We start from the raw sequence: 16,081 nt of genomic DNA, 5'->3' as shown, positions 1-16,081 counted from the left end.
TCGCTTGACTTCAACCGTAAGCGTACCGCATGGTTCTGTTTGGCGTATTGCTTGATGTAGGTATTTTGCATTATGGTCTACTTTGCGATTGTGGGTTCCGCGAATCAGTAAATGGGAATTTTCTCGACGCTCAAGACTGAATAAATCAAATATATCGGCTTCGGAATCGCCCATCGTCACGACTGTAATTTCTTCTGGTATTAACTGTTGTGTTGTATTTAAAGAATCCAACCAACGCTGACTTTCCTTTTCTTCAGTTTCCCGTTGCCGACGTTTTTTTGCTATCCCTAAATTTTCTTGTTCTCGTGCCCATACCTGTTGATTTATAATCCCAAGTGGTACTCCATGAGTTGTTGTTGTAAAAGTTGAATGCACTTTTAATCCTGACAATTTACGATGGTCGAGATAACCAACACCACTTGTTGCTGGATGGTCTGTTAAATCTATGCTTGTCGTATCTTGTATTGCCAGTATTATGTCGTTTTCTTTTATTCTTTCAATTGTGCTTGCTATATGAGGAGAGCGGATATCCTGCGGTTGAAAATAGGGTGAATTCCAAAAATCGTATGCTGCGCTTGTTGCTGCTATGTTTCCACAGGCTTGAGGTACGCTGCTGCTTGGTTGTGCTGCCAAGTCTTCTACGATCCTTACCAGACGCTTGTTTCGTCTTGCGTCTCCTAAATCTGCCTGTTTTAATTCGGATGCTGCCCATTTTTCCATGATGCACCATTACCCTCAAATATTCTCTTCTCTCAAAAACTATACCTATCAATGCTTTTGGCATATTTTAAGTAAGTTGTATTTTTGTTGAGAAAGATGCGGGTAATGGATAGCCGCAGGCGGGGAGGGGTGCAATGATTGTGGAAATCATAACTAATTACCCGGACATGATATTACTGCTAGCTTAGGTTGAAAATTCTTCGCATCTTTGCGTAACTATACGCTGGCTGTGGGGCGCACGATAATCTCATTCACATCAACGTCATCCGGTTGTTCGATTGCAAAGGCGATCGCTCTGGCGATCGCTTCAGCCGGAAGCGCAATCTTACGGAATTCCTGCATACCTTTGCCAGCTTCGGCGTCAGTAATGCTATCGGCCAGTTCTGACTCAGTTACACCCGGCGAAATAACTGTAACGCGAATGTCAGTATTTTCCTGACGCAGCCCCTCCGAAATTGCCAACACCGCGAACTTAGTTGCTGAGTAAACGGCGCAGGTTGGCCAGACAGCGTGTCCGCCAATGGAGGACAGATTGATGAACTGGCCAAATCCCTGGCGTTTCATCAGCGGTAGCCCAGCGGCGATGCCATTGAGTACGCCACGGATGTTCACGTCAATCATCCAGTCCCATTCATCAACTTTCAGCGCTTCTAGCTTTGAGAGCGGCATAACGCCTGCATTGTTAACGATGACATCAATGCGGCCAAATTTGCTCTGAGCAAATTCTACAAAGGCTTGGAAGTCGGCGCGATGAGTAACATCAAGGGTCTGATACTCCGCCGAGCCTCCCTCAGAGCGGATTGTAGCCACGAGGGTTTCTAGCCGCTCCGTGCGTCGTGCGCCCAGGATGACGTGGATGCCCTTACGAGCGAGTAGACGTGCTGTTGCCTCACCGATACCGCTGCTTGCACCTGTAATTAGTACGACTTTCTGTTGGTTGGTAGTCATAAAACCGGATCTCCAAGTTGTTGTATTCTCTAGCACACTCTTAATCTAAGAGAGTCAAAGCTTGATGCGGTAATCTGAACCTGCGAAATTCTTGCCTAATCCTGCATTTTTCTTCATTGTCGATCGTAAAAAGATAAGCTGATCTAAGCGGCTAAATAGATTGCGGCTGCCCTGAATGTTAGTTTCATAAAGGATTTCAAACGACATTATGGAACAGACTGTTAGAAAGCAGCAGTCCGAGCTAGCTGCTCTGATTGCACAGAACAGTAATGGAGATGGTGTCCATCCCACAGCGATCGAGCGGTTATTCCTGATCCGTTCCTTACAACCTACTGCGCCTCTCCATGCCCTGCATGAGCCTGCCCTGTGCATCGTTGCTCAGGGCAAGAAACAGGTAATGTTGGCAGACAATCTGTATGTTTATGGTCAAGACCAATATTTGGTGGTGTCCATCGATCTGCCTGTTGTCGGTCAAGTGATTGAAGCAACAGCAAGCGTTCCGTATCTGTGTCTTCGGCTCGATTTAGATATGGGAGAACTCAGCACACTGATGATGGAGGCAAAACTAGAGGCTCCAGCGAACGAACCACCGGAACCAGGCTTGTCTATTAATCCTGTTAGCCCGCAACTACTTGATGCCGCAATCCGACTTGTACGATTGTTGGAAACGCCTCAAGATATTGCCATCCTCGCACCTTTGATTGTCCGAGAAATTCTCTACCGTTTGTTATCTGGCGAACACAGTGCTAGATTGCGACAGATTGCTTTAGTCGATAAACAGCTCCAAGCAATTAGCAGAGCGATCAACTGGCTTAAATGGAACTACGAAAAACCATTTCGGATCGATACGATCGCTCGTGAAGCGCGCATGAGTCCCTCGTCGCTTCATCATCACTTCAAGTCAGTCACCACCATGAGTCCTTTGCAATATCAAAAACAGCTTAGGCTTCAACAAGCCCGTCGTCTGATGCTGGGGCAAGGTATGGATGCGGCAACAGCTAGTCATTATGTGGGTTATGAAAGCCCCTCACAGTTCAGCCGTGAATACAGTCGCTTGTTCGGCGCACCACCGTTGCGTGATATGGCTCGGTTAAAAAGTGGAGTTTTTGGGGATGGGGGATGAGGGGCAGGGGAGAAATCAATTCAAAATTCAAAATGACGCTCTCTACGAGACGCTGCGCGAACGCGGACTCGCTAACGCTGCGCTAACAAAATTCAAAATTAAAGAATTTCTGCCTTCTGCCTTCTCCCAAGGGGAGACGCTAAAAGCGATCTGCCTCCTGCCTTCTCTTCCCCATGTCCTCAAAAATTAGAAGCGATCGCACTTAAATCTGGCTCGATGAGTGAGTTTAGGAATGTCCACAATTGCAAATCAGTAAAGTCTGGAATTGCCATAAATGCACCAACTGACTGCAAAATTTGCGGATCGTGGGTGGAGGCGATGCCAATGGTGCGGATATCTGCGCCCACTGCTGAACGAATACCGGAGGGAGAGTCTTCTAAAGCGATCGCTTCTTCTGCTGTAATCCCCAACTTCTTCAGGGCAACTTGGTAGGGCGTAGGATCGGGTTTACCTGCAATACAATCATCCGCTAAAACAATTGTATGGAAAGCTTCTTTTATCCCCAAAACTTCTAGCATAAATTCTGCATTTAATCTAGGAGCATTAGTTACTAAGGCGCGTTTTAACTGATGTGCATCTGTCCATGCTAGTAGTTCAGAAAATCCACTTAGCGGTTTGAGATGTGGGGCGAGTTTGCGGAACAACGCCTCTTTTTCGTCTGCAAATTGTTGTCCTTCTGCTAATGATAATTGTGGCAGAATATCTTTAACAATTTCTGGATTTAGCCTTCCACTAATTCGAGATTTATAAAATGTTTCGTCTATTTCTATGCTGTAATTTAACAGCATTTCCCGCCAAGCTCGGTAGTGTATGGGGTCAGTGTTGACAATAGTGCCGTCTAGGTCAAAGAGAATTGCAGCCAGCATGATTTTTGGGTAGAATGTAAATAATTGTTAACTTAATTTAAATAGTTTACATTGTTTTTTGTCTTTAGTGATTGTTCCTTTGTTAATACGGGGATTGAGGACTGGAGAAGAAAATTTCAAGAGTCACAAATTAATCTGCTAATCCTAAAATCTATACTGGATAGGGCATATAAGGGCAGACAGGTAAAACCTCTCAATAAACTGCCGTATAATTGATAACCTTCTTTGTAAGCAAATGGTAGCCGCCACAAACTTTTTTCGCGTTGACGATTTACTAGTGCAGATTTACAACTCTGAAGTTGAAATGGCTGAGGATGTTGCCGAAATCGTGCAAAAATATTTACAGCAAGTTCTTAATCTTCAGGATACAGCTGCTGTATTGTTAGCTACAGGTAACTCCCAACTCAAATTTCTTGATGCTTTGATTGCGTTGGGTGGTGTAGATTGGTCACGGATTATTCTGTTCCATCTAGATGAATATTTGGGAATTAATGCTGACCATTCTGCTAGTTTTCGGCATTATATGCGAGAACGTGTAGAGAAAAAGGTTAATCCTAAGAAATTTCACTATATAGAAGGTGATACACTACAACCACTGACAGAGTGTGATCGCTACACTAAATTATTGCAAGCACAACCGATTGACTTATGCTGTCTTGGTGTTGGCGAAAATGGACATTTAGCCTTTAACGATCCGGCTGTAGCGAATTTCCAAGATCCTTACAGCGTGAAACTGGTAAAACTGGATGCTGTGAACCGTCAACAACAAGTAAGTACAGGTCACTTTCCGAATTTAGAGAATGTTCCACAGTATGCTTTTACTGTCACCATCCCAACAATTTGTTCAGCTAAGAAAATTATCTGTCTTGCTCCAGAAAAACGTAAAGCGAATGTGGTAAAAGAAATGCTGCGAAGTTATATCGGTACAGACTGTCCGGCTTCTATTCTCCGTCAACAACCCCAAGCGACTTTATTTTTAGATGTTAATTCTGCTAGCGTACTAGAATCAACTTAAACTTATACATTTCCAAGCTAATTATCGCAGCGATCGCTGGAATTGCATGAGGTAGTTTCAGTATACAGTAACGCTATAACTATCAAGCGAGATTTTATATCCAAATTCGCAAATACTGATACACTTTGTTCTAAAAATTTGATGTTTATAGAAGTCATAAACATCTCAAAGTAATAAAATAAAAGTTTTTAAATACGCCAGTCATCAAAATTTGGTTTTATATTAAGCGACTGGCGAATCTAGCAAGCTTTGAAAGAAGGGTATAAATAACTTAATAGATACCCTTAACCATCCTCAAAAGTTCAAAAGTGCTAAATTCCAACAGCTGATGCTTTAGCACCCAGTGGCGAAACATAATCACGGAAAAGAGTAATCTGCTGTTCAAACTCTAATCCTTGAATTTTGCCAAACAATGGTTTAGCTTCGGAAGGAAGTTCATAATCATCAGGTACAGGAATGATAGTGCCATTATCCATCCCTTGAGATAATCGATACCAAAATAGGAGTTTTGTAGTATCACCCAAAGAGCCATATTCACGAGAAATTTGGGTATCCACTTTATTAATCAAATCACGCTGAACTTGTAATTGTTGTTCGTGAGATAATTCCTTAACTTGATTAAATAAACCTTCAGCTATTTCTGGAGAAACAGTACTGGCTCCAGGAGCCGCGGGAGTAATTGAACCCCCCATTTCTTTGTAGATAAACCAAAACAAAGCAAGTTGTTGATCTACATTTAACTGTTGCCAAGCTTGAACGTGTTCGCGAATAGTGGGATCGTTAGTTTGTGTGTATGTCATGATTAACTTCAATCGCAATTATTTATTCTTAAGTAATGTTATCAAATGTACATTTTGAGTTTTACCCTACCAAAGACAGATGTCTGAAAATCATAAAGAAGATCGTTCAAAGCCAAAATAATGCTTGGCAAGTGCCAAATGAAAGAGTTAGCAATTAGAAGTCTGTTGCCAAATTTAAATATTGCTAAAAGGTATTTCCCTGGATAGATGTTACCTTGATTGTAATAGTGAATAAAAAAGCATTACTTGTTAATCTTTAAAATAGCTCAATTTATAACTTACGCATTGACAGAAGCAACCAATTGTGGATTAAATCTTGTTACAAGGCTCTGCATTGTAATCTTCTTGTGGGTGGGCTACTGTCTCCAGTCAAACAAAGAGGTAGCAATCTCTAATAAGCCATTTCCATGTTCTGTATGGGCAAGAGAACAATGGAAAATCGATCTTTTTTCGACTTGTATATACACTGTAGCTTGTTAAGGGAAGTGAGCCAAAGCTACGCTTTGTCTCTTTGAGGTTCTTTTTTGTGATTTATCAAGAGGTTTACTGTCTTCTTGACACTGCGTTGCGCGAACGCAGTGATAGCGAGTTTGCGAAAATTATTAATAATTATAAATGACGAATCGCTAATCTCTATTTTTGCAGATTGCGATCGCTCTTCAGAATTCAGTTTTTCATTATCTTCTTAACTGTCTTCTTAACTGTCCTAACTGTCTTAAGTGTCATTGCATTTTTTTGGAGATAGCGAGAAAATACAAACGTGACATTCAGAAGTACAGGAAAGAACCTACCTTTAAAAATATTTATTTGCCAATAATGCAATTATATCAATCAATTCTATTCTTTTAGAGGAGAAAAAATCATGAATTCATTTAACCAAAGGCAAATTGATATATTAACACAAGGTCAAGGCATTTATCTGTCTGGTAATCCCATTCAAACCGAAAATTTTTATATTAAAAAGACCTTACGCAATGGTGGAAGAATCCGTTTCAAAATTCGTTATTCTGCTGAACTACAGGGTTTTTGCCTGCTAGAAATTTTTCTAATGAGAACACAAAATGGAACACTAACTGCTGGCATGACTATCCCTAATAGTGGTTCTACAGCTAGTTTTCAAGAACAAGAGCAAGAATTTAGTATTTGGGAGCCAGAAGATTATTACTTCTTTTTCAAAATGTCTTCCAATAATGGAAAATTTTATATCGAGGATTATCAGCTTTATTGGTCAAACAATTAATTATTTTTCGTTGGAAACCTTGTTTCTAATCCCTAAAGGATCGCTAAATAGGGGATTAAAGGGAGCCGTTACGTTGAGCGTCAGAAAAAGAGTCTGTGATAGTTTTTTCTTAAGCACGTTTTTGCAATGATTTATATTCAAATTCAGCAACACCTAGTTGTTTTTTAAAGTAAGCACGGTAGAGTTCACAACGCGGTAGGATGCGATCGCTTTCATAAGCGATCAAACCCAAGCTTTCGAGCTTATGAGCGTCAATGGGATTGAGAGGAATACTTTGCTTTGCCGCTACAACGTCAACATACGCCTTTACTAAACTAGGATTTTCTTGTAAGATTGCCCAGTGTCGCCATAGATGATAGCGATAGATACCGCCGTTAGCGATCGCATCTTGTATCAGTTCTTCTAAGGTCATTGCTTGACAGCATAGATAATATAGAGCAATCCGAATCAGTGCTGGATGTCCCCCCACGAGAGACATCAGTTGATCGACTTCGTTATTAGAAGTCCAATCTAAACCATGTCGTAGGGCTAAGTATTTTACTTGGTATTCAGTAAATTCTGGCAGACGGATCGGTAGTCCAATATTAAATGGAGAACGGTTGATATCCAAAGAAACATATACTTCTGTGGAGTAAACTACCACTAACCTTAGTTTCTGCAAATTTTGATCTTGTCGTGCTTCTTCATACCAAGAGCGCAACAAACCAAAGAACTCTGGAGCAATTTCTGGATATTCAAAAAAGCGGTCAACCTCATTTAACACTAAAACTACTGGACTTTTGCACTGCTTGAGCAAATAAGATTGCAAATATAAACTGCAACTCAACTTACAACCTATTTCCTCATCCCAGTTGTCATCTAGCTTAGGGTCAATATCTAATTCTCTTGCAATTTGCCAACAAAGAGAACGCAACAGTTTATTTAAGTTTGTCAGACAGCTTGAATCGATTTGGTTGCAATTCACGTTCACCGAGCGATAACTTTGCATTTTAGCAAAGGCTAACAGCCGCAGCACAAGAGAACTTTTTCCCATTTCTCTTGGTGCTCGAATCCGAATTACACAGCCTGGTTGAATTACTTCTCGATAAACTAGTTCCTCGATGGGGGGACGATCGACATAGAAGGGAGAATCTACAGGTACGGGGCCATCTGGGTATGACCAAAGATTTTCGAGTTGGTTATGGTGTTGAGTCGCAAGATAATCTAAGGATAAAGACGTAAGTAATTTTCTTTCTCCTGTGTCTAAACCTACTGATAGGGTTTGAGAGGTTTCAGTATGATTCGGCTCACTCAGGATTCCATAATCTTCCCTGCATAATTCTAGGTTAAAGGCGCTAAAGCACAATTTCAAGGTTTTTTGATCCACGCCTGTATTCAACGACCATAATCGGTTCAGGGTTTTGGTAGATACCTTCATGCGATCGCCTAAATCTTCTAAAGTGAAGCGATGTCCATTGTTTTCTACCTTTTCTATAGCCAGAATCGCCCCTTGTAAACGCTTCAGCCCAGCGATCGTTAAGATAAGTCCCCGCTTTCGCGTACTCTTAGATTGCTTCATATCATTAATTATCTATCTACTTTTTTCTGACCGTCTTAGCTATCTCCTCATTGTTTCACGTTTTTAAGCAGTTATTGAACAGTTACTTACCCGTTCTTGAAGTGTTTAGCGGTTGGTAACAAAATATACATCTTTCTTTTAAGAGAGTTAGATAGGTAGGTATAAATAAACGTCACTACATCAATTGCCATTTTTGCTATTTCTATAAAAAGGTGCTGACATTTCTGTATCAAGCATCCTTTACCATTTGCAAATATAGCAGGAGGCAGGAGGCAGAAGGCAGAAGGCAGGAGGTAAAAACATTGCTATTCCTGACATTTACGCTTGTCATTATGTCCTAATCTACCTGGCAACTGCTATAACAAATGACAAGCCTTAATAGTTCACTTTATTTGTACCGATTTATTAAGTGTTATAAAAAGTTACACCGTAGGAGAGGAATAGAAGTGAGGTATTTTAAATGCAACACGCAGTAGGGGCGCATAGTTAACTATGCGCCCCTACTAAAGACCTATATTTTAGGCAACTGAGAAACGCTACAATCTTTCATCAAGAAGAGTAAGCGCGTTACCCAAGAAGTATTTGAAGACTTTGTTGATTTAATACCAACGTCTCTATGCGTAACTAGTTTATTGGCGAAAAGTCATTACTACTTACTGCCAATAGGATATTCTGACGCATTTAGCGTGCAACTTTGTTGGTGATATTTTTGCCTGCCTTTGCCGCACTATCCCCTACATCACTAGCAGTTTCTTGAGCGCCCTCTACATACCCAGATCCAAATTCTTTGAAGGCTTCTCCTGACTGTTGTCCAATCTTCTGAAGCCGTTCGCCAGGAGAAGCTTCTGTTTCACGAGCATCTTTAAACCACTGCCCTACTGTTTTCGGTCTTTGAGCATCATTCTGCTCTACCTTTTCACGAACTCTCTCTTTTAAGCCTTTGTCATTTTGCCCATCACTAACATTCGTTGTCAGCATTAGAAAACCAACTAGGACAACAGCTAAAAAGCCTTTTATCTGAAGTCCTTTAAGCAGGGAATTGATGTGACTAATCGTCCTAGAAATCAAATTTATCATGCCAATTAACTTATTTTTTGAGGTACTAGTAAAGACTAACTATAAAAAGGCAATTATCCTTCTAGCAAAAGGCATATCTTAGTTATAAATTTCGACACCACTTATGCAGGAGAAATTGGTGTACTTGCTTTTGCTGCTACACAAAACTACAGTAAATCACTCCAAATCGGTCTGTGCTTGGCTAGATTGCTCTATCCAATTTTAGCTCCCCAACAAATCAAAGCGATTTTCGTCAACCTGGAAAAAGGGCGAGAACTAGGCAAGAAAGCTGATTTTCTGTTGGGCTACCGCTTTGAAGACCATTGGGAAGAACCAATTGACCATCTGAGAAAAAAGTTGAGATTACCATAAATTTCCACAATTCATCCGAAAAAAGCATTTACTTGCTTAATAACAGCTTTTTTAGAAGCCCTGCTCTTTTTTTATAAAAAATACTTGATATTGCTTAGGCTGCCAAATGTAGCACTAAATACATTTTTAATGCTACATTTGGTTTTTAATACAGATATAAGCAAAAAAAACATATATCTTTAGCGTTAAAAGTTATCTTTCTTAAGACATAAATACTTAATGGGTAATTCCTAAAGAGCTACTAATAACAATTAATATTCACAGAATTTTAGGTTAGAGACATTGTTTATCTGACTAAGTGGATTTATATGGTAGTCCTTAGATATTTGAAGGGCTTGTAGATGACAAACTAATACACATTTTTCCTCAACACGATAACTGCTTCAGGTGGAAAGCCAAAGGATGAAATACTGGATAACGAAATTAGTAATCTGTATAGTATTACTGTCTAACTTATTTCTATCAAATGATTATGCAAAAGCAAACCAACTTTCAAATACTTCTAATATTGATGTACAGCAATTAAATACACTGCCAGTAGTTGAAAACGTAGCAAGTACTGACAAGAATCTTGCTGAGATTAAAAAGGAAGATTTTTGTCGGTTTAATGGGATTGTTAATCGGGTAGATAAACTAGAGGGACTCTTCACACTTTATTGCAGCGAGGATTCAGGAAAAGTTTTCTTAGAACTTAAGCCAGAGCAGCTAAATAAAGATTACCTAGCTATAGTGACATTGGAATCAGGCGTTGGGGAAAGCGGGATTTATAGTGGATTACCTCTCTCTGATTTTATTTTTTACTTTCGACGAGTAAATAATAGATTGCATTTTGTTGTGCGGAATCTAAAATTCCGTACAGATAGTATACCAGAACAGCGATCGCTTGCTCGCTCATTTAGCGATTCAGTTCTTTATTCACTCGAAATAGCCACTATCGAACCAAAGAATAAAAATATTCTGATCGACCTGAATGGACTACTAATGCAGGATTTTCCTGGATTAACTCCTCTATTAAGATACTCTTTACAGGCTGATTACCGCTTAGATGCACGCAAGTCATATTTTGGTGATGTTAACAGCTTCCCAGAAAATATAGAGATTGATTCTATTTACGGTTTTTCATCAATAGAAGGCTCAAATTTAATCGCTGTACCCGATAGTAGGGCACTCACTCTGAAGGTACACTACAGCTTTTCTCAGTTGAGAGAAAACAATAGTTATATTCCCAGACTTGCCGATGATAGAGTTGGATATTTTACTACTGCTTTCCAAGATTTATCTAACAATAATGCTCACGAATCATTTGTACGTTACATTAATCGCTGGCATCTAGAACCATCCGATCCTAACGCCCTCTTATCTCCACCCAAAAAACCAATTGTGTATTGGATTGAAAATGCTGTGCCACTAGAATACCGCGATGCGATTCGTGAAGGCGTTTTGATGTGGAACAAAGCATTTGAAAAAGCCGGATTTCAAAATGCCATTGAAGTGCAGGAAATGCCAGATGATGCTAATTGGAAACCAGCAGATGTACATTACAACACTATTCGCTGGTTCAATTCTTTAGATGCAGGTTTTGCCAAAGGGCCGATGCGCGTCAACCCATTCACCGGGGAAATATTGGATGCAGATATCATTGTGGATGCCAATATGGTGCGTTTAGTTCAGCAAGAATATCACGCACTGACGGAGGCAAATTCATCACTGAACACAAATTCATGTCAAGAAAATACGAAAGGACGTGAAGACGCGGGGAAATTCCTGGATAAATTTGCGTCATCTTCCTCTGCTCACTTTTTCTCCTCAGAGTCTTGCTATGGTATGGAATCTTCAAATCAAGCAGCTATGGGGGCGCTGGCGTTGTCAATGTTGCCAGAGACTACACCTAGTAGTGAAACGATTAAGCAGTATGTGCATCAATATTTGCGTTCTCTCATCGCTCACGAAGTCGGACACACTCTGGGTTTGCGCCACAACTTTTATGGCAGCACCATGTTAGCGCCAGAAGAATTAAATAATACTGAAATCACTCACACCAAAGGTTTAGTGGGTTCGGTGATGGACTATGTACCTGTGAACATAGCACCACAGGGAGTACAGCAAGGTGACTATTTTCCAGGAGTTATTGGGCCTTATGACGAATGGGCAATTGAGTATGGTTATAAAAAATGCCCATCAACAACACTTGAGGTAACTATTCCAGAATCAGAAAAAAGTTTTTTAGACCAGATTGCCCTAGAGTCACCTCAGCCAGAATTATCTTACGCAAGTGATGAAGATATCTGGGACATCAATCCTTTAGCAAATGTCTGGGATATGAGTAGTGATGTGCTACTTTATTCGCAGTGGCAAATGGATAATGCTCGTTTTATGTGGCAGCGTCTTGATAAAGGTTATCTATCGAAAGGAGAAAGCTATAGTAACCTGCGCCTTAAGTTTAATAAAGTACTTAAATATTATTTTCGGAACGCCACTTTGCTTTCTAAATACATTGGTGGACAATCGTTTCGGCGTCTCCATACCAGTAATAATACTGCTTGGGCATTTGTACCAGTTTCACTTTTAAAACAACGCCAAGCATTGACAAAGTTGCAAGAGTATGTATTTGCAAATAATGCTTTCAGCTTTTCACCACAATTGCTCAATCAACTGGCACCATCGCGTTGGGAACACTGGGGCAATTCTGCACCTAATAACCGCCTTGATTATCCAATTCACGATCGCATTTTGAGTTTTCAAAGTACGATATTGCGATCGCTACTAGACAGCGATCGCCTGAATCGGTTACAAGATATAGAATTAAAAACTCTGCCAGGAGAAGCGCTTTCCATACCAGAACTGTTCGACACCCTGCAAACAGGCATCTGGACAGAAGTTTTCGCCCCAGGAGAACCAAAGCCAATTTCTAGCATCCGACGTTCATTGCAACGGGAGCATCTGAATATTTTGTTACAGATGATGTTGGGTACTACTAATACACCTGAAGATGGTCGGACATTGGCTTGGTATAAATTGCGCCAACTCCAAAAAGCCATTGATGTCAAACTCAAACAACTTGGCGAAAGCCTTGATGTTTACACCTTAGCTCACTTAGAAGCTTCTGGCGATCGCATCACTAAAGCATTAAACGCACAGTTACTTTCTAAATAGTCATTTGTCATTTGTCATTAGTTATTCTCCCCTGCCCCCTGCCCCCTTCAAGAAACTTGTATATCTTGTAGCTTTGCCACCATTTCTGCACGGGCCGAAACCTTCAACTTCCGAAACATCCTCTTCAAAGCTTGTTTGACGGAATTTTGCGTAATCCAAAGTTTTTCTCCGATTTCCGCATTCGTTAGCCCCTGTGCCACCAAATCGGCAATTTCTAACTCACGCGCTGTTAAAGGACTAACTAACAGGGAATTAGATATTTTGGGTTTTGTCCGTAGGGTTGCCATTTTTGATGACAAATGAATACATAAAGCGCTCAAGTCAGCTAAATCGTTGCCATTAAAGGCAGGATTTCCCTTGTCACGTGCCAAGTTCAGTGTTCCGACAAGACGACCATCGCAAACAATTGGCCCAGTCATCACGTGTTCGTGGTCGGAACGCGAACAAAAATGCTTCCAGTCTGCTGGCGATAATAATAACTGTTCGTGGGCAGGAGCATGACGCTCAACCACATAGCGCCCCACTGGATTGCTCTCTAAGCATACTGCCGGAATGCCTGGAACATTAATCTCAGTGGTTGGCTGCTCATCAAGGAGATAAATACCCCAATTTTGCACGCCAAAATGCTCGCTAATTTTATCCGTGAGAGCGAGTCTTAACTCTTGCTCATTCTGGACATTAGCGATCGCATGAAATACAGCGTGTAGAGAATTAGCCATAAGTGTACCCAGTTGGGGACTATCCAAGCCTCAACAATTACTTCTATGCTAATACCAAGGAAACTAAAACGCTAATTACAGTAGCGACTAGGAGAAGCACATGACAGTTACACAACTCTCTGCTCAGGAACTTTTCCGGGCTGCTTATGAAAACCGCTATACTTGGGACAAGAATTTTCCCGGTTATACCGCTAATATTACCTTTAAGCATGATGATAAAGTGTTTACAGGCAAAGTTATCATCACTGCCAATCTCAAAGCCGAAGTTTTGGATGTAGATGATGAGTCAGCCCAGAAAGCAATTCATGGTCAAGCCTGGGAGATAGCAATTCACCGCGTCCGCCGCAGCTTTGAAGAGACCCACAGCGCCAATACGTTTAGCTATGGTAAAACTGACGAAACTGGTGCGGTTGAGCTTTTAATGGGTGGTAAGGCTGAGGGTGATAAATATAAAGTCCGCAATAATGAAGTATGTCATGTTCACCGTCTAATCCACGGTACTTACGTGACCATTGACACCTTCAGCAGTCACAACACTGGGGAAGGCTACTTGTCCCACAGCTATGACTCTGTGTACCATGACCCCAAAACTGGGGAGCAAAAAGGCGGTAGAAGCGAATTTGTTGATGAGTATGAAAAAGTTGGTGACTATTTCATCCTAAATCGTCGGGAGATTCGCACCGAGACAGCAGGACAATTTTCTACTCAGGAATTTATCTTCTCTGACATTAAATTGTTGGAACCTGTTGCTGCTTAAGCTGGATTCTGTAATCCAAAAATTAGCGATCGCTCTTGAGTTAAAGGGAGCGATCGCTTTTATTTTTTGGGCATTCCATACGTAACTGTAGCTCCTCGTAGACATCGCTCAATCACGTTAAGATACTTAATTAGGTGTTCCTAATAAGCGTGGTAATCTACTTATGAGTCAACTTGAAAACATTCAAGCTGAGTACGAAAAATTCCCTGAAGCATTGGAAAGTGTAATTATTAGTACCGTGAGCGCACAGGCAATACCCAATGCTAGTTATGCTCCCTTCGTAATGGATGATTCCAAGAATATCTACATTTACGTTAGTGGTCTTTCGATTCATACCAAAAATATTTATGCCAATCCTCATGTTAGTGTCTTGTTTATCGAGGATGAGGCTAAAAGTAATCTAATTTTTGCCCGTCGTCGTTTGAGTTTTGATTGTACGGCAACTTTGATAGAGCGTGAAACTGATAAGTGGAATCAAATTGTTGAGCAATTTCAAAGACGGTTTGGTGAAATTATCGAGGTTTTGCGAGGCTTGTCTGACTTTCGGATTTTTCAGCTAACCCCAAGTGAAGGTCGTTTTGTAGTTGGTTTTGGGGGAGCATATCATATTAGTGGTGATAACCTCCATAAACTTGTTCAAATCACAGGAGATGCCGAGAAAAAGCAAGGGTAAATTATGAATGGGGCGTAGCCCATTCTGAATTCTGAATTCTGCTATATATGGGAGCATCAAATCTTCTCCTGATTCTTTAGCTATTCAGATTGATGTATTTTGAATCCTGAATTAGTTTGACTGTATGCAAATTCAAATAAGCTAAACTTTTTAATTTTATGCTTCAGTTTCAACCTCCTGGCTTTGGACATAAAGTTATCCATACATCCTTGGGAGCAATGGTTTACTATACCCAAACGAATGCACCTTGGACGATTGCTGACACTGAAGATTTACCCCCACTACTATTTCTCCATAACTTTGGTGGGGGAGCGTCTGCTTATGAATGGTCTAAAGTTTATCCGGCTTTTGCCTCTAATTACCGCATTTTAGCCCCCGATTTAATCGGCTGGGGAGAATCGGCCCATCCAGTGCGGGATTATAAAATTAGGGATTATCTCAGCACGATTGCAGAGTTTATCATCCAAACTTGTCGCCAGCCCGTGACAGTGGTAGCCTCATCTCTCACAGCCGCTTTTGCTATTCGCCTAGCTATTGTTCAACCCAATTTATTCAAAGCGCTGTTTTTGGTTTCCCCTTCTGGATTTGATGATTTTGGGCAGGGTGCTGGACGCAGACTTCCTCTTTCGGTAATCAATGCGCCTCTGTTGGACAATTTTATTTATATGCTTGGTGCTGAAAATGAAATTGCAGTCCGAAATTTTTTACAAAGTTTTCTGTTTGCTAAGTCACAAAGAGTATCTCAAGAGATGGTGGAGGCTTATTTAACCTCGGCACAACAAGCTAATGCCAAGTTTGCTGCTTTAGCATTTTTGCGGGGTGATCTTTACTTTGACTTGAGTTTATATATTCAACAACTAACAGTTCCCACTGTCATTTTTTGGGGAGAAAAAGCACAATTTACCGACATCAAATTAGGACAACGCTTGGCAAATTTAAATCCAAGAGCAATCCGAGATTTTTATGCGATCGCAGATGCCGGAATTTTACCTCATTTGGAAATACCAGAAGTTTTGATTGGTCTGTTGCAGCGGTATCTTGGGGAAGTGGAGAGTAGGGGAGTAGGGGAGCAGAGGGGCAG

The 16,081-nt window shown here is 40.8% G+C and carries 15 protein-coding genes; 8 read left to right on the top strand and 7 right to left on the bottom strand.

Going from position 1 to position 16,081, the window contains the following annotated elements; genetic code table 11:
* Positions 1-720 (bottom strand): IS4 family transposase (locus CDG76_RS38800; RefSeq protein ID WP_223265482.1); only part of this gene is annotated, 720 nt, incomplete at its 3' end.
* Positions 721-936: 216 nt separating this feature from the next.
* Positions 937-1,668: an SDR family oxidoreductase gene (locus tag CDG76_RS32420; RefSeq protein ID WP_094352957.1), complete on the bottom strand. Its 732-nt coding sequence runs from the start codon at positions 1,666-1,668 to the stop codon at positions 937-939.
* Between the two features lie 208 nt (positions 1,669-1,876).
* Here CDG76_RS32420 and CDG76_RS32415 point away from each other — a divergent pair, with 208 nt between their 5' ends.
* A complete protein-coding gene (locus CDG76_RS32415; protein ID WP_094352956.1) occupies positions 1,877-2,791 on the top strand; it encodes an AraC family transcriptional regulator in 915 nt (304 codons plus the stop codon).
* A gap of 179 nt (positions 2,792-2,970) precedes the next feature.
* Here the strand turns inward: CDG76_RS32415 and CDG76_RS32405 are convergent, their stop codons facing one another.
* Positions 2,971-3,657 (bottom strand): HAD family hydrolase, encoded by a 687-nt coding sequence (locus CDG76_RS32405; RefSeq protein ID WP_094352954.1) that lies wholly within the window; start codon positions 3,655-3,657, stop codon positions 2,971-2,973.
* Positions 3,658-3,892: 235 nt separating this feature from the next.
* Between CDG76_RS32405 and CDG76_RS32400 the strand changes: the two genes are divergently transcribed.
* The gene (locus CDG76_RS32400) at positions 3,893-4,672 is read left to right on the top strand and encodes a glucosamine-6-phosphate deaminase (RefSeq protein WP_094352953.1); all 780 of its coding nucleotides are present in this window, start codon (positions 3,893-3,895) and stop codon (positions 4,670-4,672) included.
* 311 nt (positions 4,673-4,983) lie between these two features.
* Here the strand turns inward: CDG76_RS32400 and CDG76_RS32395 are convergent, their stop codons facing one another.
* Positions 4,984-5,472: an orange carotenoid protein N-terminal domain-containing protein gene (locus CDG76_RS32395; protein ID WP_094352952.1), complete on the bottom strand. Its 489-nt coding sequence runs from the start codon at positions 5,470-5,472 to the stop codon at positions 4,984-4,986.
* Between the two features lie 862 nt (positions 5,473-6,334).
* Here CDG76_RS32395 and CDG76_RS32390 point away from each other — a divergent pair.
* A complete protein-coding gene (locus tag CDG76_RS32390; protein ID WP_094352951.1) occupies positions 6,335-6,712 on the top strand; it encodes a hypothetical protein in 378 nt (125 codons plus the stop codon).
* Between the two features lie 109 nt (positions 6,713-6,821).
* On the opposite strand, the gene CDG76_RS32385 is transcribed toward CDG76_RS32390, so the two are convergent.
* Both CDG76_RS32385 and CDG76_RS32380 read right to left on the bottom strand, forming a co-directional pair.
* Positions 6,822-8,270: an AAA-like domain-containing protein gene (locus tag CDG76_RS32385; RefSeq protein WP_094352950.1), complete on the bottom strand. Its 1,449-nt coding sequence runs from the start codon at positions 8,268-8,270 to the stop codon at positions 6,822-6,824.
* Between the two features lie 681 nt (positions 8,271-8,951).
* Complete coding sequence (locus CDG76_RS32380) at positions 8,952-9,347, bottom strand: hypothetical protein (RefSeq protein ID WP_094352949.1); 396 nt, start codon at positions 9,345-9,347, stop codon at positions 8,952-8,954.
* A 75-nt stretch (positions 9,348-9,422) separates the two neighbouring features.
* Here CDG76_RS32380 and CDG76_RS32375 point away from each other — a divergent pair, with 75 nt between their 5' ends.
* Positions 9,423-9,698 (top strand): Coq4 family protein, encoded by a 276-nt coding sequence (locus tag CDG76_RS32375; protein WP_143854209.1) that lies wholly within the window; start codon positions 9,423-9,425, stop codon positions 9,696-9,698.
* 402 nt (positions 9,699-10,100) lie between these two features.
* Positions 10,101-12,851: a zinc-dependent metalloprotease gene (locus CDG76_RS32370; RefSeq protein ID WP_094352948.1), complete on the top strand. Its 2,751-nt coding sequence runs from the start codon at positions 10,101-10,103 to the stop codon at positions 12,849-12,851.
* 47 nt (positions 12,852-12,898) lie between these two features.
* Here CDG76_RS32370 and CDG76_RS32365 read toward each other — a convergent pair whose 3' ends face one another.
* Positions 12,899-13,570 (bottom strand): LuxR C-terminal-related transcriptional regulator, encoded by a 672-nt coding sequence (locus CDG76_RS32365; RefSeq protein ID WP_094352947.1) that lies wholly within the window; start codon positions 13,568-13,570, stop codon positions 12,899-12,901.
* A gap of 100 nt (positions 13,571-13,670) precedes the next feature.
* On the opposite strand from CDG76_RS32365, the gene CDG76_RS32360 reads away from it, so the two are divergent.
* The 3 genes from CDG76_RS32360 to CDG76_RS32350 all read left to right on the top strand — a co-directional run.
* Positions 13,671-14,327 carry a DUF3386 domain-containing protein gene (locus CDG76_RS32360; protein WP_094352946.1) on the top strand — a complete coding sequence of 219 codons (657 nt, stop codon included), beginning with the start codon at positions 13,671-13,673 and terminating at the stop codon, positions 14,325-14,327.
* A gap of 163 nt (positions 14,328-14,490) precedes the next feature.
* Positions 14,491-15,000 carry a HugZ family pyridoxamine 5'-phosphate oxidase gene (locus CDG76_RS32355; RefSeq protein WP_094352945.1) on the top strand — a complete coding sequence of 170 codons (510 nt, stop codon included), beginning with the start codon at positions 14,491-14,493 and terminating at the stop codon, positions 14,998-15,000.
* 158 nt (positions 15,001-15,158) lie between these two features.
* A partial coding sequence (locus CDG76_RS32350) for an alpha/beta fold hydrolase (protein WP_143854208.1) occupies positions 15,159-16,081 on the top strand: 923 nt, incomplete at its 3' end.

It is taken from the genome of Nostoc sp. 'Peltigera membranacea cyanobiont' 210A, assembly GCF_002246015.1.
Lineage (GTDB): Bacteria > Cyanobacteriota > Cyanobacteriia > Cyanobacteriales > Nostocaceae > Nostoc.
Note: the sequence above shows the minus strand (reverse complement) of the source record. Positions and strands in the feature narration are given on the sequence as shown.